Below are 22,793 nucleotides of genomic sequence, written 5' to 3' on the forward strand. Positions count from 1 at the left end.
ACGGCCGTTCATTGGGTATTTTGCTGCATATTCTACCAGTCTATGATTGAGAAACCTCATTCGAAACTTCTATAAAATGCTGCAAAGCCGGATTACGGTTGTCCTTTCTGTGGGCGGTGACCCATTCTGCCCGAAGCGAAAGGTCATCGATTTCTCTGTAGACCACATCAAGGTTAAACAGCCGCTTGGCCGCCGTCGGCACGACCGCAATCCCCATTCCGGCAGATACGAGGCCGATCACCATTTGATATTCGGTCGCTTCCTGGGCGATGTTGGGAATGAAACCGGCCTGCTCGCACGAAAAGATGAAGTCAGTGTACAGAGAGGGCCATGCTGATTTGTCGATTGCAATCAGCGACTCGTCTTCAAGATCACGCAGATAAATCCGGGATTTTTTAGTGAGCGGGTGGTATTTAGGAAGCGCGAGTACGCAATGGCTTTTCTTCACTGTGTATGACTTCAGTTCATCGTTTCCTAACGGAGGGTGTAATACGCCGATGTCAATGTGTCCGTTTAATAAGGCTTCGATTTGATTTGGGGTCGACAGCTCCCGCAATTCAATGTTGACTGAAGGGAATTGTTTGCGGTATTCCCTGATGATCGGCGGCATAATTTCGTATGTCGCCGAGCCGACAAAGCCGATCACGAGCCTGCCGAGTTCACCCCGGGCGGTCCGCTGGGCCATGTCAACCGCCTGATCGATCTGGGACAGGCCTTCTTTTATCTGCTTTAAAAAAACGTCTCCTGCCGCCGTCAGCTTGACGGCTCTTTTTGACCTCTTCAGCAAGGTGACGCCAATCTCACTTTCTAGCTGTTTAATCTGCTGGCTGAGCGGAGGCTGAGTCATTTTCAGCCGAAGAGCTGCTTTTCCGAAATGCAGCTCTTCGGCTACAACCATAAAATAACGAAGGTGGCGCAGCTCCATTGTCACTCATTCCTTTCTGAATGCGATTTCAGTCGTTTTACATATTAATTGTAAGACAAAGAAGTATTGGAAAACAATTTCCACAAGATGTATATTTAATAATACAATAATTTTATTAAAAATTCATTGTAAACGAATGAAAATGGAGGAGTGAGGGCTTTGAAAAAAGTAGCCGCTGAAAATGAAACTCTTACGGTAAGAGGAGCAGAGCTTGTGGTGGATAGTCTCATTCAGCAGGGTGTCACTCATGTTTTCGGTATTCCGGGAGCAAAAATCGATGCGGTATTTGACGTGTTGAAAGACAAAGGGCCTGAATTGATCGTATGCCGTCACGAGCAAAATGCAGCATTTATGGCGGCGGCAGTCGGACGATTGACTGGAAAGCCCGGTGTTTGCCTGGTGACCTCAGGTCCGGGAGCTTCTAATTTAGCTACCGGTCTTGTAACAGCCAATACAGAAGGAGATCCGGTTGTTGCTCTTGCTGGTGCTGTAAAGAGAGCGGATCGTCTTAAAAAGACCCATCAATCAATGGACAATGCGGCATTATTTCAGCCGATTACGAAATACAGCGCAGAAGTTGAAGATCCTAACAATATTCCTGAAGCCGTCACAAATGCGTTCAGAGCGGCAGCGTCTGGACAGGCCGGCGCAGCCTTTCTCAGCTTTCCGCAAGACGTAACAGCAGGTCCGGCTACCGCTAAACCGGTAGGAACCTTGCCTGCGCCGAAATTAGGTGCAGCTCCGGATGAACTCATCAGTGCGGCCATCGCCAAAATTCACAATGCAAACCTTCCGGTCGTGCTTGTCGGAATGAAAGGCGGAAGACCTGAAGCAATAGAAGCTGTCCGCCGTCTGCTGAGAAAAGTGAAGCTTCCGTTTGTCGAAACGTATCAGGCAGCGGGAACGCTGGCTCATGATTTGGAAGACCAATACTTCGGACGAATCGGATTATTCCACAATCAGCCCGGAGATATTTTATTGGAAAAAGCGGATGTCGTCTTGACGATCGGCTATGATCCGATTGAATACGATCCGGTATTGTGGAATAAAAAAGGCGAACGAAGCATTATTCACCTAGATGAAATTCAAGCGGAAATCGATCACGATTATCAGCCGGACATCGAATTGATCGGGGATATCGCAGCGACTTTGGACCATATTGAACACGATTCGCTTCCTGTCTCAATCGACAAATCGCTCGTACCTGTGCTTCATCAGTTAAGCAAAGCATTGAAGGAACAAAGCGAGCCTCCTAAAGAGAAGCAATCAGACCGCGTACATCCGCTGCAAATCGTTCACGATTTGCGCAATTTGGTGAGCGATGATATCACGGTGACGTGCGATATTGGCTCACATGCCATTTGGATGTCCAGATATTTCCGCTGCTACCGTCCGCTTGGCCTGCTGATTTCAAACGGCATGCAGACGCTCGGCGTCGCTTTGCCTTGGGCGATTGCAGCATCTCTTGTAAACCCGGGACAAAAAATCGTATCCGTTTCAGGCGACGGCGGCTTCCTGTTCTCGGCGATGGAATTGGAAACAGCGGTCAGATTAAAAGCTCCGATCGTTCACCTTGTATGGAATGACAGCGCATATGACATGGTGGCGTTCCAGCAGGAAATGAAATACAACCGGACTTCCGGAGTCGACTTTGGCAATATAGATATTGTAAAATACGCTGAAAGCTTTGGAGCAAAAGGCCTAAGGGTTAATTCGCCGGAAGAATTGAAAGAAGTGCTTCAGCAGGGTCTTGATGCAGAGGGTCCTGTCGTCATTGATATTCCTGTCGATTACAGCGACAATGTTCATTTGGCAGACCAACGTTTTCCTAAAGCGTTTGAGGAACAATTAAAAAAAGAAACCTCTAATCAATCTTGATCACAGCACGTCCAGTCATCATATTAAAATCAAGGGAGTGAAAAGAGGAAAATGAAAAGTATAAGCAAGCAGAAAGTCATTCAATCCGTCGATAAAAATCTTGACCAAGTCTATCAGGTCTCAACGATGGTTTCCCTATTGGACGGTATTTACGACGGGGACTTTTACATGTCGGAAATCAAGGAGCACGGCGACTTCGGAATCGGCACGTTTAATCAGCTCGACGGGGAACTGATCGGGTTTGACGGCGAGTTTTACCGTCTCCGTTCAGATGGAAAAGCCTATCCCGTTCAAGAAACTGACTGTTCTCCTTTTTGTTCGCTGACGTTCTTCCGTCCGGACATTTATCATGAGATCAATCAGCGAATGACGCTCGAAGCGTTTGAAAAAGAGATGAAGAAGATCGTGCCGAGCGAAAACCTGTTTTACGCGATCCGTATGGACGGCGTCTTTAAAAAAGTGAAAACGAGAACGGTGGAATTGCAGGAAAAACCGTACGTGCCGATGGTCGAAGCGGTGAAATCCCAGCCGATCTTCGATTTTGACGACGTCAAAGGCACGATCGTCGGCTTTTGGACGCCTCAGTTTGCCCACGGCATCGCCGTATCAGGCTTCCACCTTCATTTTATTGATGAAGACCGCAATGGCGGCGGACATGTATTTGATTATGAAATCGAAAAATGTACGGTTCAGATTTCGCAAAAACTGAACATGAACCTCAGATTGCCGAATACGAAGGATTTCTTTAAAGCTGATTTAGCAAGCCACGACCTTGTGGCAGGCATTGAAGCGACGGAAGGAAATCCGGAGCAATAATGAAGCAAAGCCCTCTTTCCAAAAAAGAGGGCTTTTTTTTCAGCCATTATCGCTTCTTTCCTAAAATCAACACCCCTTTCAGGCAGAATGACAGAGGACGGCCGTTTTCGGCCAGGACAATTTGGAATTCATCGCGGCATGCCTGTGATGATCCGGTCAAATGGGCGGCAATGGCCGGCCTTTTTTCCTCAGGTACCGCTCCCCGGTGAATCCAGTTGTCGTATTCAATGGGGATGTTCCACCTTCCCTGTTCCGTATAATCCAGGCCGTTTTCTTCAAACCATTTGTTCCATTCGGCAAGCGAATATTCGCGGACGTGCGACGGGTCTCTCATCTGATTGAGCAGGTTGATAAACTGGTCGAGGGCCTTGTCTTCAGGTGCGTGATGGTCCACGAGGATAAAGCTGCCCCCCGGCTTTAATACGCGGGCGATTTCCGACATTGCCCGGCTGATGTCGGGGAAATGATGAGCCGCAAACCGGCATGTGACGATATCAAAAGAAGCGTCCGGGAAATCGAGCTTTTCTGCATCTCCTTGAAGAAACGTCACATTGCAGGCGTTTTTTTCTTTCGCATAAAGGGCAGCGGTCTTGACCATTTCTTCGGTTACGTCGATGCCTGTGCACTGCTTGACGAAGGGCGAAAATGCAATCGCTGTATGTCCCGCTCCCGCTCCGACGTCAAGCAGGGCTTCATCTCCTGCAAGCGGCACGCTTTTTACCATTGCTTCAAGATCATGCCCTGCTGAAAAAAGCGGTTCATCACGGTATTGCTCAGCGTTTTTCGAAAATTGCTTTTGTGCACTCGTTTTCATCAACATCATCCTCCCTCAAATGGTTATAGATTTATCGTAACGACATCGACATCTATCAGTCCAAGATATAAAATGTATGAATACGATAGTCTGAAACTATGGAGGTGCGGCCATGGATATGAGGCTTTTTGAATACACGGCGGAAATATATAGAAAAGGCAGCTTTACGAAGGCGGCTGACAGCCTTCACATCGCCCAGCCGTCGCTGAGCCAGCAGATCAAAAAACTGGAGGGCGAGCTCGGTTTTCCTCTGTTTCATCGAAAAAGGGGAGCCGTGTCACCCACTCCGCAAGGAATGAGGTTTATTCAAAGAGCACAGGACATATTGCGGGCAAGGGACGATCTGCTGCGCGAAATGCAGGATCAGCGCCAGGGGATGGAGACGGGGCTGTCGATCGGCGTACCCGCGGTAACGGGAGGGCACCTTTTGCCGCCGCTGTTGAAAACGTTTTTCGAAAAGCATACGGGCGTACCCGTTCAGCTGATAGAAGAATCACCTGCAGCATTAGAGCAAATGACGGAAAAAGGCGAAATCGATTTGGCGATTTTGCCGCTGCCCATCGACAATGAACGGCTCGTTACCGTTCCGATATTGACGGAGCCGCTTTTTCTCGCCGTTCCGTTTGAAAAGCAGAGCTGGATGACTGAACAGATGCAGTCGTTCATTTACTCTGTTCGGAAAGAGACCGGAAAAAGAGCCGTTCCCTTGCAAGCTGCCGAGGATGTTCCGTTTATTTTATTAAAAGAGGGATACGGGTTCCGCAGAACGGTGCTTGATTTGTGCGCAAAAGCAGGGTTTAAACCAAAGGTCACATTCAAAACGAGCAGCATTGAAACCGCACAGTCCCTCGTTGAAAACGGAATGGGCGTCACGATTGTCCCGCAAATGGTGATGAGGAAATCGTCTCCGCGTCTCGTCTATGTCCCTTTGCAATCTGCACCGACCCGAACGATTGTGTTTGCTTATTCGGAAAGCTGTTATGTCAGTCTCGCCGCACAAGCTTTTATGGAGACGGCGCAAAGCAGCTTCAAAAAAGACCTCTTGTGATCAAGAGGTCTGGCCGTTTCGCTCCGCAGGCCGCCTGGCGGTTACCTGAGAATCATTTTGATTTTTCCAGCTTTAGCGGAGCAGGTATGGTTTTATCGACTTTTTTGCCGTTCAGAATATCTTGCGCCGCCTGAACGGCAAGCTTTCCGATCAATTCAGGCTGCTGGGCGATCGTTGCCGCCATTTCTCCCGCTTTGACCGCTTTAATCGCATCTTCATTTCCGTCAAATCCAACGACGAGAATGTCTTTCCCCGAGCTTCTGATCGCTTCGATCGCGCCGAGCGCCATTTCGTCATTGTGGGCGAATACGGCTTGAATATCAGGATTTCCCTGCAGGAGGTTCTCCATGACGTTTAATCCCTTTGTGCGGTCAAAGTCGGCCGTTTGCTTTGCGATGACATCGAGCTTTTCGTCGGCTGTTTTGTGAAAGCCTGAACCCCGTTCCCGCGTCGCAGACGCGCCCGGAACGCCCTCGAGCTCTGCGACTTTTGCGCTTTTGCCGAGCTGTTCGACGATGTAACCGGCTGCCATTTGTCCACCCTTGACATTATCTGAAGCCACAAGGGTTTCAACTTTTCCTTTTTCGGCAGATCTGTCAAGGGTAACGACCGGAATGCCGAGCGAATTTGCCGATTGGACGGCGGTGGAAATCGCCGATGAATCGGCCGGATTGATCAGCAGCGCGTCAACGCCTTGCTGAAGAAGGTCCTCGACATCGTTTGTCTGTTTTGCCGAATCGTCCTGGGCGTCAACGACGATCACTTTGATGCCGCGTTTTTTCGCTTCATTCACGACGCCGTTTTTTAACGATACGAAAAACGGGTTTTTCAGAGTTGAGACAGATAAACCGATTTTGATTTCTTTTCCGTTTTCTTTTTTGGGCTTCGCCCACTCAGGCGGCTCCAATGAACAGGCTGACAGGAAAAGCAGCGCCAGCGCCGTAACTGCCGTTAGCAATTTTTTCATGAATTGTGTCCCCCTTATGCGGATTTCTTGCGGTCAAGCAAAACTGCGATCAAGATGACGATCCCTTTGACGACCATTTGGAAAAACGAAGAAACGCCGAGCAGGTTCAAGCCGTTGTTTAATGTCCCGATGATCAGCACGCCGATCAACGTGCCGGCGATTCTTCCCCTTCCTCCGGCAAGGCTTGTTCCGCCCAATACGACCGCGGCGATGGCGTCCAGCTCATAAGAGGTACCTGCCGTCGGCTGCGCCGAATTGAGGCGCGACGTCAAAATGGCGCCCGCTAATGCCGATAAAAGGCCTGCGAGAGAATAGATCATGATCTTGATGCGGGACACCTTGATGCCTGAAATGAGCGCCGCCTTTTCGTTGCCGCCGATCGCATACGTGCGGCGGCCGAACGGCGTTTTATGAAGGATGGCCCAAAGCAGGATAAAGGTTGCTGCCATCGTGACGGCGGGGACGGGGATGCCTAAAAAGTATCCGCGTCCGAACAGCTGAAAGCCGTAGTGATTCCCGAGCCCCGTAATCGGATTTCCGTCCGTATACACCATCGTGAGGCCGCGGAAAATCATCATTGTCGCCAGCGTTGCGATAAATGGAGCTATTTTCCCCTTCGTGATCAAAAGTCCGTTTACCATGCCGAGCAATGCCCCGATCAGACAGCCGATGACGACCGCGAGTATCGGGTCGATCCCGCCCGTGATCATCCCTGCGATTAAAGCGCTTGAAAGGGCGAGAATTGCTCCGACGGACAGGTCGATCCCCCCGGTCAGAATGACAAAGGTCATACCGAATGCAATCAAAGCATTAATGGCGACCTGTCTCAACAGGTTTAAAATATTTAATGGTTCTAAAAAGCCCGGGTTTAACAACGATACGATAACAACGAGAATGATGAGGCCGAGAAACGGACCGAGCTTTTGCGAAATGGAGTCGAGATACACGTTTTTTCCCAATTCTTTTGCGGGTTGAGTTTTCATGTTACAGCCCTCCTGTAGCGAGTGTCATAATCCGTTCTTGTGTGGCGTCTTGCCGTGATAGTTCTCCGCTTAAGCTTCCTTCGCGGATGACAAGCACACGGTCGCTCATTCCGAGAATCTCGGGAAGCTCGGAGGAGACCATTAAGATCGCGACGCCGCGGTCTGTCAGCTCATTCATCAGCTGATAAATTTCCCTTTTTGCCCCGACATCGACGCCCCGTGTCGGCTCATCCAGGATCAGCACTTTCGGCCCGATGCCGATCCATTTGGCGATTACCGCTTTTTGCTGGTTTCCGCCTGAAAGGCTGCCGACCGGTGTTTCCGGAGAATCCGTTTTGATCATAAGCCGCTTGATCAAAAGGTCGACGAATTGCTGTTCGCTTTTGTGATCGATCCACCCTTTAGGGGAAAAGCTTGCGAGATTCGGCAGGGCGATGTTTTCCCGAATCGATGCGTCAAGCACGAGCCCTTCGTCCTTCCGGTTTTCAGTAATCAGGCCGATGCCTTTTTGCACCGCGTCGCTCGGCGTTTTGATCACCGCTTTTTTGCCGCCGATCAAAATGGAGCCCGCATCGAGCGGATCAAGGCCGAAGATCGCTCTCATGATTTCCGTGCGGCCTGCGCCCATCAGCCCGGAGACACCGACGATTTCACCGGTGCGGACGTGAAAGCTGATATTTTCAAATAATCCTTTTTTCGTTGCGCCCCTGACCTCAAGAACGGTTCGGCCGGGTTTTGGGTTCCGCTCAGGATAGCGCTCTGTGAGCTCCCGGCCGACCATCTTTTTGACGACTTCATGAAAATCGGTATCGGAAATGTTTTTCGTATCGACCGTTTTTCCGTCGCGCATCACCGTAATCCTGTCGCAAATCGCAAAAATTTCTTCCATGCGGTGGGAAATATAGACGATGGATACGCCGTTTTTCTTTAACGATTCGATGACGGCAAACAATTTGTTGATTTCCCGGTCAGTCAGGGCTGCGGTCGGTTCGTCCATGATGATCACCTTTGCATCGGTCATCAGCGCTTTGGCGATTTCTATCATTTGCTGCTGGCCCACAGAACAGAGCCCGGCTTCTTTTTCTAGAGAAATGGAGACTCCAAGTTTTTCAAACTGCTCATTTGCTAGCGCTTTCATTTTCTTGCTGTTTAAAAATCCGAGTTTTGAAGACAGCTCCCGGCCGATAAACAGATTTTCCAATACGGTCATGTCAGGCCAAATATTCAGCTCTTGATGGATAAAGGCAATGCCTTGTTGTTCAGCTTCTTTCGGACCGGAAAAATAGGTTTCTCTGCCGTTAATTTTGATCGTTCCGCTGTCAAGCTTGTGAAGGCCTGTTAATAGATTCATCAAAGTTGATTTTCCGGCGCCGTTTTCTCCCATCAAGGCATGGACTTCGCCTTCGTGAAGCTCGAAGGAAACGCCTGTTAACACCCGGTTTTGACCAAATGCTTTATAGATGTCCTTCATTACACCTGCTGCACCTTCCTTCTATTTAAAAAATCACCCCGGCATGCAATATGCAGTTTGCATAAGGGGTTGCTTCCCCGGTACGGATCACGGCTTTTGCCTGCTTCGTCGCTTCTTTAAATGCTTCGTGTGACATATATTCAATCGTCTGTTTTGCAAAGTGTTCGTGTAAAAATGCGTCCTGCTCCGGATTGCCTGTTTTAATTTCTTCAGCCGCGGTTACCTTTTCGACGGCCATTCCTCCGGCAATCAGCTTTGTGACGTCTTGAAAGCCGGGAGTTCCCAGGGTTAGAGCCAAATCGATTTTCAGAACCCCGGGCGGAACGGGCAAACCGGCGTCGGCGATGACGATAATGTCGGTATGCCCGAGGTCGGCGAGCACTTTGGCGATATGGCTGTTTAATATGCCGTATTTTTTCATGACAGCGCCCGCTCCACTTCGGCCCGTTTTGGCATTCCGCCTTGTGCGCCGAATTGTAATACGGACAGGGATGCTGCACGGTTGGCAAAACGCAGGGCTGCTTCGATATCCTTGCCTTCTGAAAGAGCGACGGCAAATCCGGCATTGAAGGTGTCTCCGGCGCCTGTGGTATCAACTGGTTCAACCGGAAATGAAGGGATGAGCCGTTCCTCGGTCCCATTGTGGTAGCGGACGCCGTTTTTGCCTTCTGTGATGAACAGTTTACCCGGGAACCGTTTTAGCGCTTCTTCACGGGAAAGGCCTTGAAACAAAATCGATGCTTCGTGTTCATTCGGCGTCATGTACGCCGCATTTTCGATCGTTTCCGGGCTGAGCGGCCGCGCCGGCGCCGGATTGAGCAGCAGGGGAGTGCTGAACGATTTGCACAGCCCGCTGACATAATCGACGGTGTCCTCCGGAATTTCCTGCTGGATCAGTACGATATCCGCCTGCTGAACGGCCGGGAGCGCCCGTTTGACATAGTCGGGCGTCACATGGTCGTTCGCTCCTTTGACGACGATGATGCTGTTGTCTCCATCTGCGAGTACGATATGGGCTGTGCCGCTTTCTGTACCTGTAACCGGTTCCACATAGTCTGTCAAAACACCGTTCGCTTTTAAATTGTCCAGGATCGCTTTCCCGTAATGGTCATCGCCTACGCAGCCCACCATGTACACTTCTGCGCCCAATCTTGCCGCAGCGACCGCCTGGTTTGCGCCCTTTCCGCCGGGAACGGTCTGAAATGAATCGCCAAGCACCGTTTCCCCGGCTTTCGGACGTTTTTTGGACGTCACGACCAAATCCATTGAAGAGCTGCCGATTACGCATATTTTACTCATTGTCATCCGCCTTTCTCGTCGTTTGTCTTCCAATGAAAGTCACCGGCATTTGCACAGCCGATTGTTCAATATATTCGTTTTTCATGACTGAAAGCAGCAATTTTGCCGCTTCTTTTCCCATTTCATAAGCGGGCTGTCTGATCGTGGACAGGGGAGGAAACAGCAATTCGCTTTGCGGAATATCGTCAAAGCCGATAATTTGCAGGTCCTCCGGAACTTTGATCTTACGTTTTAACGCTTCGTGCAAAACGGCCGTTGCCACAATGTCATTGCTTGCGATAATACCGTCTGTTCCGGGATAGAAGGAGAACAGCTCGGCAGCCCGCTGCTGCGCTTCCGGAAAAGAAAACGTCTCGGTCGCCATGACATGAAAGTCGACGTCGGCTTTACTTAATATATCGAGGGCTCCGTTAAACCGGTCTTTTGCCGTCTGCAAATGACCCGGCCCTTTCATAAGTGTGATTCGCTTCGAGTGTCGTTTTATGATTTCTGAAGCGGCGATCCGGCCGCCTTCTCTGCCGTCCGCAAAAACAGACGGCGCATGCGCACCCGTTCTGTCCAGAAAGACGATCGGCATTGATGAATCTTTGTAATTTGGCGCATCTGGATAATTTGTCGCTGAAATCACGCCGACGACGTGATTTTGTTTAAATGTCTGCAAATAGTCGAGCTCTTTTTCAAGATCTTCATCGCTGTTTCCGAAGATGAGACGAAAGCCATGCTGATGAATCTCATCTTCGACGCCTCTGGCCAGCTGCGGAAAAAACGGGTTTGTAATGTCGGGCAGCAGCAGCCCGATCAGCCGCGATTCCCTTTTATAGAGGGATCTGGCTACTTCATTCGGGTGATAATTCAGCTCTTCTACCGCTTTTAGAACCCGGGTTTTCGTCTCTTCATGGACGTATCCGGACTCATTTAGAACGCGGGAAACCGTAGCGACGGATACTTTAGCGGCGAGTGCGACATCCTTAATCGTGGCCAACGAAGATTTCACCCCCTCTATGTGTAACCGTTTACATAAAGGGTATCACGAGCTTGAAACATTGACAATGAAAAAAACTCCCAGACTGTATTTCTGCAAAACAATGATATATGGAAGAAAAATATAGGGACGGAATCATAAATATGTCGAATTCATAAACAATAGAATAGTAAGAAAAATTAAAAATGTTAAAGTTTGATGAAATATAGATCAAAAAATTTAAGAGCAGTTTAAATCCTAGGATTATAACCTAAAAAACGATAAAACGAGGTGAATCGATCGGCTCACAAATTGTTTGGTTTTGTTAATCAATCCCGTTCATTGAAGAAAGGAAATGAGCGTTTTTCAGATATAGTCTTTTTGTCGTGGGACGGATTTTTCTTTTTCAGTCAGAAATGGTGACTTTTTTAACTGGATGCAGATGAAAAGTTAAACGAAAACACCGGTGTTTTCCCGATGATAAGCGGATTTCGGACGTTTAATGATTGATTGCCAATCCATCTTTCAGCCTTTCACAGAAAATAGGGATAAACGTACAAAACGAAATGTGAGTACTTTTGAAAACGCATACATTAAAATGTGTTGAAAAATAAGTGAGAGATAAGAACTGTTGATTTCCAAAATTATCAATATGAGGGTAGGTATTAGTAACGTAAGTGAGATGATCTTTGTCACAAAAAATAAAGTCGTTTTCTGTTACATAATGCCGATTGTGATTTCATATTGAACCTATATACTGATGAATGAATTTACAATCAGATTCCAAGAAGGAGATGTAGACAAACAATGTGGGTAATGCTATTAGCCTGTGTGGTCGTTGTTGGGATCGGCATTTATGAAAAGAGGCGCCATCAGCAAAACATCGATGCGCTGCCGGTCCGGGTAAACATCAACGGGATACGCGGAAAGTCCACGGTGACAAGGTTAACAACAGGGATATTAATCGAAGCAGGTTACAAAACAGTTGGAAAAACAACCGGGACTGATGCAAGGATGATTTATTGGGACACACCGGAAGAAAAGCCGATTAAAAGAAAGCCTCAAGGGCCGAATATCGGTGAACAAAAGGAAGTCATGAAAGAGACGGTGGAAAGGGGAGCCAATGCGATCGTCAGCGAGTGTATGGCCGTTAACCCTGATTACCAAATCATCTTTCAGGAAGAATTGCTTCAGGCTAATATCGGGGTAATTGTAAACGTTCTTGAAGATCACATGGATGTCATGGGGCCGACTTTGGATGAAATCGCAGAAGCTTTTACGGCAACGATTCCTTATAACGGCCATTTGGTGATTACGGATAGCCCGTATACGGATTTCTTTAAAGAAGTTGCCAAAAAACGAAATACGAAAGTCATCATCGCAGATAACTCGAAAATAACGGATGATTATCTCCGCCAGTTTGAGTATATGGTGTTTCCGGATAATGCGTCGCTTGCTCTCGGGGTCGCGCAAGCGTTGGGAATTGACGAAGAAACGGCCTTTAAAGGCATGCTGAATGCGCCGCCTGATCCGGGAGCGATGAGGATTCTGCCGCTTATGAACGCCAAAAACCCCGGCCATTTCGTTAACGGTTTTGCGGCAAATGATGCCGCTTCCACATTAAACATATGGAAGCGCGTGAAAGAAATAGGCTATCCGACGGATCAGCCGATCATCATTATGAACTGCCGCGCCGACCGGGTAGACAGGACACAGCAGTTTGCAGATGATGTCCTTCCTTATATTGAGGCAAGTGAACTTGTGCTGATTGGAGAAACGACAGAGCCGATCGTCAAAGCGTATGAAGCAGGCAAAATTCCTGCGGACAAGCTGTTTGATTTGGAGTACAAAACGACGGAAGAAATTATGCACATGCTGAAAAATAAATTAGAGGGCCGCGTCATTTACGGAGTCGGCAATATTCACGGAGCAGCGGAGCCTCTCATCGAAAAAATTCAAGATTACAAGATTAAACAGCTCGTTAGCTAGGAGGAAGGGAACAAAATGTTTGGATCAGATTTATATATCGCCCTCATATTAGGAGTTTTACTCAGTCTAATATTTGCAGAAAAAACGGGAATTGTACCGGCGGGACTTGTCGTACCAGGTTATTTGGGGCTTGTGTTCAATCAGCCGATTTTCATGCTGCTCGTCCTTTTTGTCAGTCTCTTGACATATGTAATCGTAAAATTCGGACTTTCAAAAATCATGATTTTGTACGGACGCAGAAAATTTGCGGCAATGCTGATTACGGGTATTCTCCTGAAAATCGGATTTGATTTCATCTACCCGGCCATGCCGTTTGAGATTGCGGAATTCAGGGGAATCGGTATCATCGTTCCGGGATTAATCGCCAATACCATCCAAAGACAAGGGCTGACCATTACGCTCGGAAGCACGCTTTTGTTAAGCGGAGCAACATTCGTCATTATGTATGCTTACTATCTAATCTAAAGTTAGGTGTGTCAAAACGATGAAAAAACAACTGAACTTTCAGGAAAAGCTGCTGAAATTGACAAAGCAGGAGAAAAAGAAAACGAATAAACATGTTCTTATCGCATTGCCTGTTATATTTTGTCTCATGTTTGTCTTCACCTGGATTGGAAGCGCCAAAACTCCTCAACAAGTCGCGAAGCAAACGGACGCTAAACTGACGGCAACCTTTGTCGGTGATATCATGATGGGAAGAAATGTAGAAAAAGTGACAAAGCTGCATGGTTCAGAAAGTGTTTTCAAACACGTGAAGCCATACTTTGATGTGTCAGATTATATAACAGGAAACTTTGAAAACCCGGCAACCAATAAAAAAGACTACAAACCCGCAGACAAGAACATTCACCTTCAAACCAATCTGGAGTCTGTGGAAACCTTGAAAAAAATGAATTTCAATGTGCTGAATTTCGCCAACAACCATGCGATGGATTACGGGCAAAACGGTTTGGATGATACGCTTAATAAGTTCACAGAGGAGAATTTGGGCCTCGTGGGCGCAGGCAAAAACCTCGATGATGCGAAGCAGCATGTATCTTATCAGAATGTGAACGGTGAAACCATTGCTACGCTCGGATTTACAGACACCTACACGAAAAATTTTACAGCGAAAAAGGACAGAGGCGGAGTATTGCCGTTAAGCCCGAAAATTTTCATTCCGATGATTGCGGAAGCGTCCAAAAAAGCCGATCTCGTCATCGTGCATGTTCACTGGGGTCAGGAGTATGACAACGAACCGAACGACAGGCAGAAAGATTTGGCAAAAGCGATCGCCGATGCGGGGGCTGACATAATCATCGGCGCTCACCCGCACGTTCTTGAACCGATTGAAGTATATAAAGGCACAGTCATTTTTTACAGCCTTGGAAACTTCGTCTTTGACCAGGGATGGTCAAGAACTCGCGACAGCGCGCTTGTTCAATACCATTTAATGAACGACGGCAAAGGCCGTTTCGAGGTCACGCCTCTCAATATTCGCGAAGCAACGCCGTCGCCGTTGGGCAAGAGCGATTTCATGAAGCGGGAAGCGATTTTCCGCCAATTGACAAAAGGGACAAACCTGGAGTGGAAAGAGGAAAACGGAAAATTAACGTTTGAAGTCGATCATACCGACAAACTGAAAAATAACGAAAACGGAGTGACGAACAAATGAAATTTGTTAAAGCGCTATGGCCGTTTGTAGGACTCGTTCTGATCATTTCCTTCATGTCCGCTTTTAAATACACTGATGAACTGTCAAGCGACGAAAAAGCAAAGATTTCAACGGAAATGCAGAAAGTGCGTCAGCAGGATAACACAACAGGCGCTGAGCAATAAGCAATCCCTAAGACTGTTCGAGAGCATCTCGGCAGTCTTTTTTTTCGGGATCAGCGACAAATTTCATAAGCAATCAGGGAAAAAAGTTTTATAAAAATTCAGGAGGATTTTGGTGTTGGTAACAGCCGGCGTTTATTGTATTCTTTTAAGGGGTAAAAGCCCAATCAAAGAAGAAACTGCGAATGATACCCGGCTTTGTTGAAAACGGCCAATCGGGATGAAACAAACACCTCATGTCTCTCACCTACTGCTGCATCATTACCCCTCAGATGTATTGAAATGCAAGATCATTCGTTGCCTGCCATTTCTTCTCACGCTTCAAACGATATATTGAATCAGCCCAACCCTTAAATATCCCAGTAAAACCGACGATGATAGAGAAAAAAGAGGAGGAAAAGATCAATTGGAGAAAATAACTTCGTACAAACGGATGCTTTTATTTATCGTGATGGCAGCGTTTTTAATGCTTCCATTTTGGCCTGGCGGCAAAATCGCCAAGGCAGAGGAGAAAGGCGAATATATTGCAAAAACGGCAAAAAAATTCGAAGGAACAAAATACGCTTATGGCGGCGCCTCGCCTAAGAAAGGTTTTGATCCGTCAGGCTTTGTGCAGTACGTGTTTCAAGAAGCGCTTGACGTCTCGCTTCCGAGAACGGTAAAGGAGCAGGCGGAGCTTGGGACAAAGGTGGACCGGGAGGATCTTGAGGAAGGCGACCTTGTCTTTTTCAAAAACGCTGCCCTTGAATCAGACGGACCGACGCATGTCGCCATTTATTTAGGACAAGGTCAAATCATTCACAGCACGAAATCGGACGGAATCTCCATTACAAAGCTTGAAGGCAGCACCTATTGGAGTTCGTCCTATCAACAGGCGAGAAGAATTACGAAAGAGCCGGCAATATCCAATGATCCTGTCGTTCAAAAAGCCCTCGATTACATTGGAGTTCCTTATGTGTTTGGAAGTGCGTTCCCCGATATCGGATTTGATTGTTCCGGCCTGACCCAATATGTGTTTAGAGAGGCGCTCGGCGTATATTTGCCAAGATCGGCAGAACAGCAATGGGCAGTCGGCAAAAAAGTGAAATTGGAGGATATACAGCCGGGAGATGTCATCTTTTTCAGCAACACGTACAAGCCAGGCATATCGCATAACGGTATTTATGCCGGCGGCGGCAGATTCATCCATGCGAGCCGCTCGGATAAAGTGACGATCTCTTACTTGTCTGCTTCATACTGGCAAAAGAAATTTACGGGTATCCGCCGCTTTGAGAATCTGTCGCTCCCGAATAATCCGATCGTATCTGAAGCGATCAAATATATTGGCGAAGTCCCGTACAAAAAAGGCGGTACAACGCCTCGGAACGGTTTTGATACAGCCGGGTTTATCCAATATGTTTATAAAACGGCAGCAGGCATCGAACTTCCGCGCTATGCCGATAAGCAGTACAAAGCAGGCGTCAGCATTAAAAAAAGAGAGCTTCGGGCAGGCGATATTGTGTTCTTCAAAGGAACGACCACCCTTAATCCTGCGATCTACATCGGAAACGGCCAAGTCGTCTTGGTCACCCTGTCTTCAGGCGTGACGACTGCCGATATGGAGACGAGCTCGTATTGGAAGGATAAATACGTCGGAAGCATCAGAATTCAATAAAACCGCTTAAAGCATCAAGCGGTTTCAGTGTGTTGACAAACCCTTGCATTCGTTGTCAGATTATAAGCCATCGTCACCGTGTCAGGGAACGGCGGTGAAGTGCACGGACGTCCTATCTGAACAACGCCGTCGAAAATCCGATGCTCGGTTTCCTAGACTGCACCGGTTTCAGACCGTGCGGAAAGGATGACAAAATCCTAAAAACTTTAAACCTTTTTAGGATTTTGTCTTTTAATGATATTCGTTTTCCAGCAGCTTGTTGATAAAATAAGCGACGCCATTTTCGTCATTGCTTTTCGTAATAAACATGCTCATATGTTTTAACTCATCGATCGCATTTCCCATCGCGATTCGGTGGCCGGCTTCTTCAAACATTGATAAATCGTTCGGACTGTCGCCGATTGCATAAATATCCTGTTTCTCAATGCCGTAGTGTTTCGCAAATTCTCTAAGCGCCCGGCCTTTGCCTGATTCGGCAGGGAGAATTTCGATTATATGCTTTCCTGATGAAGTGAGTCCGAGCTTCGGATTTGCCGACAGATCAGCTTTTGCTTTCTTGAGTTTCTCCGTATCAAACGAAAAGCAAAGCAGCTTATAAATGTTTTCATCGCTTTCAAATACTTTGCGAATATCGGGAACCGGCTTGATCCCGAATTGTTTGAACTGTGTCAGCGCTCCCTGCCACAGCGTGTCCCTGTCTTCATCCGGATTGGCGCTTGCGACAATATCAAGCTCGGCTTCGAGCTTTTGTTTTCCGTCATACGGCGATAAAAGGGCATCATCCGTATATACTTCGAAATAAATATCCTGTTCTGTCAAATATTTGGCGGTTTTCTGCCCGGTTTCCCGATCCATTAAGGTCCGGCTGAGCAGTTTATAGTTGAAATCGTGAACCGTTCCCCCGTTTGCGGCGATAATCGGAATGTCCAAACCGTTGAGCAGCGCTTTTACGTCAAACGTTGCCCTTCCTGTGCAGATCGCTACAATGCAGTCTGAGATAAGCGCCTTTTTGATAGCGGCACGGTTTTCAGCGGAAATTTTGCTTTCGGCGTTTAAAAGGGTTCCGTCTAAATCGATTGCAATTAACCTCATTATGTAAATATGACCTCCTGTGAAAGCGGATTTCTGTTTTTCAGAGGCAAAAAAACAACTTTCTATAAAATCTGTTATGTAAAAAGGCTAAACCTAAATTTCATTTTTTTCAATAGTAAATCGTGAGGATATAAAGCAAAAAAAGATGATGCCAGATCATCCTTTTTCGTATTATGAGCCTAATTGCTGCTTTAATTCCTGTTTGATTTCGGCGAGAGTTGTTTGATCAAGCTGGAAATAGTAGACTTTCCCCGGCTTATAATCGCTTCCTTTCAACTGAAGGGAATCAACTGATTGGAGCGATGAAATAAACGGAATCAATCCGATCGCGTCATTTAGTGACAAGTTCATCGAAACATTTTTTCCGAGTGTGTCAAGGATATCGTCATATGCAGGAATAGAAGTAATCGATTTGGATTTGCTGATGATCGCCTTTATCACTTCCATCTGCCGCTGCCCGCGCATTAAGTCGGTATCCGCTTTTCTCGTTCTGACATAAGCCAAGGCTTCTTCGCCGTTCAGCGTCTGAGAACCGGTTGTGAGATTGACTTTGCCTTTTGTATCTTTTGTAATTTGTTTGACGATATACTCATTTTTAATCGTAACCGGAACACCGCCCAGCTCATCGATAATTTCTTCGAAGGCGGTAAAATTGATATCAACTACATAATCCACTGGTACATCAAGCAAATTCTCAACGGTTTCCACGCTGAGATCCCGGCCGCCAAGCGAGTGGGCGTGCGTGATTTTATCCAATCCGTGTCCGGGGATATTTACATAAGAATCCCGTGGAATGCTCAGCAGTTTTACAGACTTGTCTTTTCGGTTGAAAGTAGCGAGAATCATGGCATCGCTTCGCTCTTTATTCATATCCTGGCCAGGTCGTGCGTCATTTCCCATCAGGAGGACTGTAAAATTATCTTTGGCCGGATTGAATTCTTTAATCCGTTTAACGGATTGGCTTCCCCTTGCGAGGTCGATATGCGCCTCTTTTGATGCGCTGGCGACTTTATAGTAGGCGTAACCGCCTGCGGCTGCTGTAGCCGTCACAATTAAAGCGATCAAGAACAATGAGTATTTGACCCATTTTCTTAGTTTTCTTTTCTTCGTTCGTTGCGATCGTGACATTTTGTAATCTCCTCTTCTATTTATTGAAACGTACCATTATTGTTGAATAAGTTCAAATTTTTATAAAAATATTGTTTCACAATATTAGATTTTACCATATATCAAGTTTCCGGGCGCGGGGATTCGGCGTTTTGCTGCTATTTATTTTTGACGCCTATAATATGACGTCAAAATCATAAAAATGTTTCATTTAATCGCATTCCTTTTAATGGAATTTACTCTTGATGTTTGAAGAATTAGAGATAAGGTAAAAGATTCATAAAGACATCAGCACTCTTGTTGAAAAGAGGAGGAGTTTATTAATGAGTAAAAATAGGCCGAATAGCTGGCTCTATTTTTTCGGAGCATTGGGAGGGGTTCTTTACGGTTATGACACTGGCGTTATTTCCGGAGCAATCCTGTTTATGAAAGAGGAACTTGGGCTGAATGCATTTACAGAAGGGCTTGTCGTCAGCTCAATTTTAATCGGAGCGATGTTCGGTTCCGGTTTTTCGGGAAAGCTGACAGACCGCTTTGGAAGAAGGAAGGCGATCATGTCTGCGGCCCTCCTGTTTTGCATCGGCGGGCTGGGTACGGCGCTGGCGCCAACGATGGAATATATGGTGGCCTTTAGAATCGTGCTCGGACTTGCTGTCGGCTGTTCGACAACGATCGTTCCTCTGTATCTTTCAGAGCTGGCGCCGAAGGAGTCAAGAGGCGCTCTTTCTTCGCTGAATCAGTTGATGATTACGATCGGGATTCTCATTTCTTATTTGATTAATTATGCGTTTAGCGATACGGGTGCATGGCGCTGGATGCTCGGTTTGGGGCTTGTACCGTCAATCGCTCTTCTGATCGGCATCTTTTTCATGCCTGAGAGCCCGCGCTGGCTGCTCGCAAAGGGGAAAGAGGAAAAAGCGAGAGCGGTTCTGAACAAGATGAGAGGCGAAAAGAGGGTTGAGCAGGAGATAACTGAAATCAAGAATGCGGAACAGCAGGATAAAGGAGGCTTGAAAGAGCTTTTTGAGCCATGGGTTCGCCCGGCTTTGATTGCAGGTCTCGGCCTCGCATTTCTCCAGCAATTTATCGGGACGAATACGATTATTTACTATGCGCCAAAAACGTTTACAAATGTCGGCTTTGAAGATTCAGCCGCTATTTTAGGAACGGTCGGCATCGGGACGGTTAACGTACTGATGACGCTTGTGGCGATCCGCATGATCGACCGGATCGGCAGAAAGCCGCTTTTGCTGGTCGGAAATGCGGGGATGGTCATCAGCCTGATCGTGCTGTCAGCGGCCAACATCTTTTTTGGCGATACCACTGGAGCGGCATGGACGACGGTTATTTGCTTAGGTATTTTCATCGTGGTGTTTGCTGTCAGCTGGGGGCCCATTGTCTGGGTGATGCTCCCCGAACTGTTCCCGCTTCACGTCAGGGGAATCGGAACGGGGGTATCGACGTTGATGCTCCACGCCGGAAACCTCATCGTGACGCTGAGCTTCCCGCCGCTTCTTGAAGTAATGGGCATCAGCTATTTGTTCCTTTGCTATGCTGTAATCGGGATCGCTGCATTCCTGTTCGTCTTTTTCAAAGTAACGGAGACAAAGGGAAAGAGCCTTGAAGAAATAGAACACGATTTAAAGGAAAAGCACGGCGGCAGCTTGAAAGCCGAAAGCCGGGCAGCGGAGCAGTAAAAAGGATGGATGCCGCCATCCTTTTTACTGCGGTTTGTCGTTTTTTTCTTCACGGGCGTCCTCTTCCGGAGAATCGTCAAATCGGGGCAAATGCCCCGATTTGATCCCGCGGAAAACCAAAAAGAAAACGATGAATACAAACATTCCGCCGACCAATATTTCTAGCAGCATGGCTGCACCTCCCGAAACATTCGTTTATTTTATGTATGAATGGATGCTTCCGATCATTCGTCTTTTAATCAAACGTTTGTTTAAGTGAATAAGATCGGCGCTTTATCCAAAACTATAGATACTTCAATATAATGGGAGTGTTTAACGAGTGAAAGCAGTAACTTTTCAGGGGCCGCAGCATATTGAGGTCAGCCGGGTGGAGGACGCCAAGATTGAGAAAAAGGACGATATCGTCGTCAGGATTACATCTACGGCGATTTGCGGATCTGATCTGCACCTTTATCAGGGGAATTTTCCGCTTCCGAGAGGGTTTCAGCTCGGGCACGAGCCGATGGGAATCGTCGAGGAAACAGGACCTGACGTGACAAAGGTGAAAAAAGGCGACAGGGTCGTCATACCGTTTACGGTCGCCTGCGGGCATTGCTATTATTGTGAAAATAAACTCGAAAGCCAATGCGACAATTCCAATCCGCATTATGATTCGGGCGGATATTTCGGATATTCGGAGAAATTCGGCAATCATCCCGGCGGACAGGCCGAATATTTGAAGGTGCCGTTTGGCAACTTTACGCCGTTTGTCATTCCCGAATCGTGCGAGCTTGAGGACGAGTCCCTCCTGTTTTTATCCGACGTCCTGCCGACAGCCTATTGGAGCGTGCTTCACGCAGGCGTCCAAAAAGGGGATACGGTCATCGTCCTCGGCTGCGGACCGGTCGGCTTAATGGCGCAAAAATTCGCCTGGATGGAGGGCGCGAAACGGGTCATCGCCGTCGACTACCTGGACTACCGTTTAAAACAGGCCAAAGCCTTGAACAATGTAGAGGTGTTTGATTTTACGGAATTTCCCGACATGGGAGAGCACCTGAAGGAAATCACAAAAGGCGGCGCAGATGTCGTCATAGACTGTGTCGGTATGGACGGAAAAAAATCGCCGCTTGAGTATATAGAGCAAAAATTAAAGCTTCAGGGCGGAACGCTCGGACCGATTCAGATTTCCACGAAGGCGGTCAGAAAATGCGGCACGGTGCAAATCACGGGAGTGTATGGAAGCAACTATAATATGTTCCCGCTCGGCGCCTTTTTCGCCAGAAATGTGACGCTGAAAATGGGGCAGGCGCCAGTAATCCATTTAATGCCGGACATTTTCCGGAAAATCGAAGCCGGGGAATTTGACCCGAAAGAAATCATTACGCACAGGCTACCGCTTGCGGAAGCGAGCCGCGCCTATCATTTGTTCAACGATCATGAGGATGACTGCATCAAAGTGGTGTTAAAACCATAATCTGACGCACTGAAGGCTGCCGGCGTTCGCCGGCAGCCTTCAACTTTTATCTCGCAAGCCATCCGCCGTCGACAGCTAAAACATGCCCGTTTACATAATCGGAGGCAGGCGATGAGAGGAACACCGCTGCGCCTGCGATATCAGCGGGCTGTCCCCAGCGCTCCGCCGGGATTCGTTTTAAAATTTCGGCATTCCGGTTTTCGTCTTCGCGGATTTGCATTGTATTATTTGTCGCAATATAACCGGGAGCAATCGCATTCACCTGAACGTTATGCGCGGCCCATTCATTTGCGAATGACTTCGTTAATCCGGCGACCGCGTGCTTGCTCGCCGTATAAGCGGGAACGAGAATGCCTCCCTGAAACGAAAGGAGGGAGGCGATATTGATGATTTTCCCCTGCTTTCGCCCGATCATTTGCCTGCCGACCGCCTGCGTAAGCGTAAACAGGCTGTTCAAATTGACATTGATGACCGTCTCCCAGTTTTCGCGGGAAAACTCGGCCGCTTTTTCTCTGCGGATCGTCCCTGCGTTGTTGATGAGAATATCGATTTGATGACGGGCGGACACTTCTTTTGCGAAGGCTTCGACTTCATCGATATTCCCCATGTCAAGCTGATAAGAAACAAACGATCTGCCGGCTTCTTCAATGAGCCGCTTTGTTTCATCGAGGCTGCTTGTGTGGGCTGTGCCGATAATATCAGCGCCTGCTTTGGCAAGCGCTTCGGCGATGCCTTGGCCGATTCCTGTGCCCGGCCCTGTGACAAGAGCGGTTTTCCCTTCAAGAGAAAAATATGATTCAAGAAAACCCATCTGATTCACGTCC

22 protein-coding genes are annotated in these 22,793 nt (G+C 47.6%); 10 read left to right on the forward strand and 12 right to left on the reverse strand.

Features of this window, described 5'->3' with window-relative positions; genetic code table 11:
- Window positions 1-40: 40 nt before the first annotated feature.
- Entirely contained in the window at window positions 41-925 is an 885-nt protein-coding gene (gene alsR, locus AB447_RS21930) for an acetoin biosynthesis transcriptional regulator AlsR (protein ID WP_048354062.1), read from the reverse strand.
- 159 nt (window positions 926-1,084) lie between these two features.
- Between alsR and alsS the strand changes: the two genes are divergently transcribed.
- Together alsS and budA are read left to right on the forward strand one after the other, a co-directional pair.
- The gene (gene alsS, locus AB447_RS21935; RefSeq protein WP_048354061.1) at window positions 1,085-2,803 is read left to right on the forward strand and encodes an acetolactate synthase AlsS; all 1,719 of its coding nucleotides are present in this window, start codon (window positions 1,085-1,087) and stop codon (window positions 2,801-2,803) included.
- Between the two features lie 51 nt (window positions 2,804-2,854).
- On the forward strand, window positions 2,855-3,619 hold the full coding sequence (gene budA / locus AB447_RS21940) for an acetolactate decarboxylase (RefSeq protein ID WP_048354060.1): 765 nt from the start codon (window positions 2,855-2,857) through the stop codon (window positions 3,617-3,619).
- Between the two features lie 46 nt (window positions 3,620-3,665).
- On the opposite strand, the gene AB447_RS21945 is transcribed toward budA, so the two are convergent.
- Window positions 3,666-4,433, reverse strand: a complete 768-nt coding sequence (locus AB447_RS21945) for a class I SAM-dependent methyltransferase (protein WP_082142507.1) — start codon at window positions 4,431-4,433, stop codon at window positions 3,666-3,668.
- 112 nt (window positions 4,434-4,545) lie between these two features.
- Between AB447_RS21945 and AB447_RS21950 the strand changes: the two genes are divergently transcribed.
- On the forward strand, window positions 4,546-5,481 hold the full coding sequence (locus AB447_RS21950; RefSeq protein WP_048354059.1) for a LysR family transcriptional regulator: 936 nt from the start codon (window positions 4,546-4,548) through the stop codon (window positions 5,479-5,481).
- Between the two features lie 52 nt (window positions 5,482-5,533).
- Here AB447_RS21950 and rbsB read toward each other — a convergent pair whose 3' ends face one another.
- The 6 genes from rbsB to AB447_RS21980 are packed head-to-tail and all read right to left on the reverse strand — an operon-like array spanning window position 5,534 to window position 11,183.
- Window positions 5,534-6,448 carry a ribose ABC transporter substrate-binding protein RbsB gene (gene rbsB / locus AB447_RS21955; RefSeq protein WP_048354058.1) on the reverse strand — a complete coding sequence of 305 codons (915 nt, stop codon included), beginning with the start codon at window positions 6,446-6,448 and terminating at the stop codon, window positions 5,534-5,536.
- Between the two features lie 14 nt (window positions 6,449-6,462).
- Window positions 6,463-7,431 (reverse strand): ribose ABC transporter permease RbsC, encoded by a 969-nt coding sequence (gene rbsC / locus AB447_RS21960; protein WP_048354057.1) that lies wholly within the window; start codon window positions 7,429-7,431, stop codon window positions 6,463-6,465.
- Between the two features lies 1 nt (window position 7,432).
- Window positions 7,433-8,902, reverse strand: coding sequence for a sugar ABC transporter ATP-binding protein (locus tag AB447_RS21965; RefSeq protein ID WP_048354056.1), 1,470 nt, complete (start codon window positions 8,900-8,902; stop codon window positions 7,433-7,435).
- A 25-nt stretch (window positions 8,903-8,927) separates the two neighbouring features.
- The gene (gene rbsD / locus AB447_RS21970) at window positions 8,928-9,323 is read right to left on the reverse strand and encodes a D-ribose pyranase (RefSeq protein WP_048354055.1); all 396 of its coding nucleotides are present in this window, start codon (window positions 9,321-9,323) and stop codon (window positions 8,928-8,930) included.
- Window positions 9,320-10,201 carry a ribokinase gene (rbsK, locus tag AB447_RS21975; RefSeq protein WP_057957748.1) on the reverse strand — a complete coding sequence of 294 codons (882 nt, stop codon included), beginning with the start codon at window positions 10,199-10,201 and terminating at the stop codon, window positions 9,320-9,322. The genes rbsD and rbsK overlap by 4 nt, the downstream gene beginning before the upstream one ends.
- Complete coding sequence (locus tag AB447_RS21980) at window positions 10,194-11,183, reverse strand: LacI family DNA-binding transcriptional regulator (protein WP_048354054.1); 990 nt, start codon at window positions 11,181-11,183, stop codon at window positions 10,194-10,196. The genes rbsK and AB447_RS21980 overlap by 8 nt, the downstream gene beginning before the upstream one ends.
- Before the next feature lie 786 nt (window positions 11,184-11,969).
- On the opposite strand from AB447_RS21980, the gene pgsB reads away from it, so the two are divergent.
- The 5 genes from pgsB to AB447_RS22000 all read left to right on the forward strand — a co-directional run bounded on the left by pgsB (window position 11,970) and on the right by AB447_RS22000 (window position 16,620).
- Entirely contained in the window at window positions 11,970-13,151 is a 1,182-nt protein-coding gene (gene pgsB, locus AB447_RS21985) for a poly-gamma-glutamate synthase PgsB (protein WP_048354053.1), read from the forward strand.
- 15 nt (window positions 13,152-13,166) lie between these two features.
- Window positions 13,167-13,616: a poly-gamma-glutamate biosynthesis protein PgsC gene (pgsC, locus tag AB447_RS21990; protein ID WP_046130123.1), complete on the forward strand. Its 450-nt coding sequence runs from the start codon at window positions 13,167-13,169 to the stop codon at window positions 13,614-13,616.
- Window positions 13,617-13,635: 19 nt separating this feature from the next.
- Window positions 13,636-14,805 (forward strand): CapA family protein, encoded by a 1,170-nt coding sequence (locus tag AB447_RS21995; protein ID WP_048354052.1) that lies wholly within the window; start codon window positions 13,636-13,638, stop codon window positions 14,803-14,805.
- Window positions 14,802-14,969 (forward strand): hypothetical protein, encoded by a 168-nt coding sequence (locus AB447_RS26410; RefSeq protein ID WP_096891938.1) that lies wholly within the window; start codon window positions 14,802-14,804, stop codon window positions 14,967-14,969. The genes AB447_RS21995 and AB447_RS26410 overlap by 4 nt, the downstream gene beginning before the upstream one ends.
- Window positions 14,970-15,417: 448 nt before the next feature.
- On the forward strand, window positions 15,418-16,620 hold the full coding sequence (locus AB447_RS22000; protein ID WP_411801507.1) for a C40 family peptidase: 1,203 nt from the start codon (window positions 15,418-15,420) through the stop codon (window positions 16,618-16,620).
- 231 nt (window positions 16,621-16,851) lie between these two features.
- Here AB447_RS22000 and AB447_RS22005 read toward each other — a convergent pair whose 3' ends face one another.
- Together AB447_RS22005 and AB447_RS22010 are read right to left on the reverse strand one after the other, a co-directional pair.
- Window positions 16,852-17,712 (reverse strand): Cof-type HAD-IIB family hydrolase, encoded by an 861-nt coding sequence (locus tag AB447_RS22005; protein WP_048354050.1) that lies wholly within the window; start codon window positions 17,710-17,712, stop codon window positions 16,852-16,854.
- Between the two features lie 171 nt (window positions 17,713-17,883).
- Window positions 17,884-18,840 (reverse strand): LCP family protein, encoded by a 957-nt coding sequence (locus tag AB447_RS22010; protein ID WP_048354049.1) that lies wholly within the window; start codon window positions 18,838-18,840, stop codon window positions 17,884-17,886.
- Window positions 18,841-19,142: 302 nt separating this feature from the next.
- On the opposite strand from AB447_RS22010, the gene AB447_RS22015 reads away from it, so the two are divergent.
- Window positions 19,143-20,516 (forward strand): sugar porter family MFS transporter, encoded by a 1,374-nt coding sequence (locus AB447_RS22015; protein ID WP_057957749.1) that lies wholly within the window; start codon window positions 19,143-19,145, stop codon window positions 20,514-20,516.
- 24 nt (window positions 20,517-20,540) lie between these two features.
- Here AB447_RS22015 and AB447_RS25975 read toward each other — a convergent pair whose 3' ends face one another.
- Window positions 20,541-20,687, reverse strand: a complete 147-nt coding sequence (locus tag AB447_RS25975; protein ID WP_156183675.1) for a hypothetical protein — start codon at window positions 20,685-20,687, stop codon at window positions 20,541-20,543.
- 148 nt (window positions 20,688-20,835) lie between these two features.
- On the opposite strand from AB447_RS25975, the gene AB447_RS22020 reads away from it, so the two are divergent.
- Window positions 20,836-21,969 (forward strand): zinc-dependent alcohol dehydrogenase, encoded by a 1,134-nt coding sequence (locus tag AB447_RS22020; RefSeq protein ID WP_048354048.1) that lies wholly within the window; start codon window positions 20,836-20,838, stop codon window positions 21,967-21,969.
- A 46-nt stretch (window positions 21,970-22,015) separates the two neighbouring features.
- On the opposite strand, the gene kduD is transcribed toward AB447_RS22020, so the two are convergent.
- A complete protein-coding gene (kduD, locus tag AB447_RS22025) occupies window positions 22,016-22,780 on the reverse strand; it encodes a 2-dehydro-3-deoxy-D-gluconate 5-dehydrogenase KduD (RefSeq protein WP_048354047.1) in 765 nt (254 codons plus the stop codon).
- Between the last annotated feature and the right edge of the window lie 13 nt (window positions 22,781-22,793).

This window comes from Bacillus glycinifermentans, assembly GCF_001042475.2.
In the GTDB taxonomy this organism is placed as follows: Bacteria; Bacillota; Bacilli; order Bacillales; family Bacillaceae; genus Bacillus; species Bacillus glycinifermentans.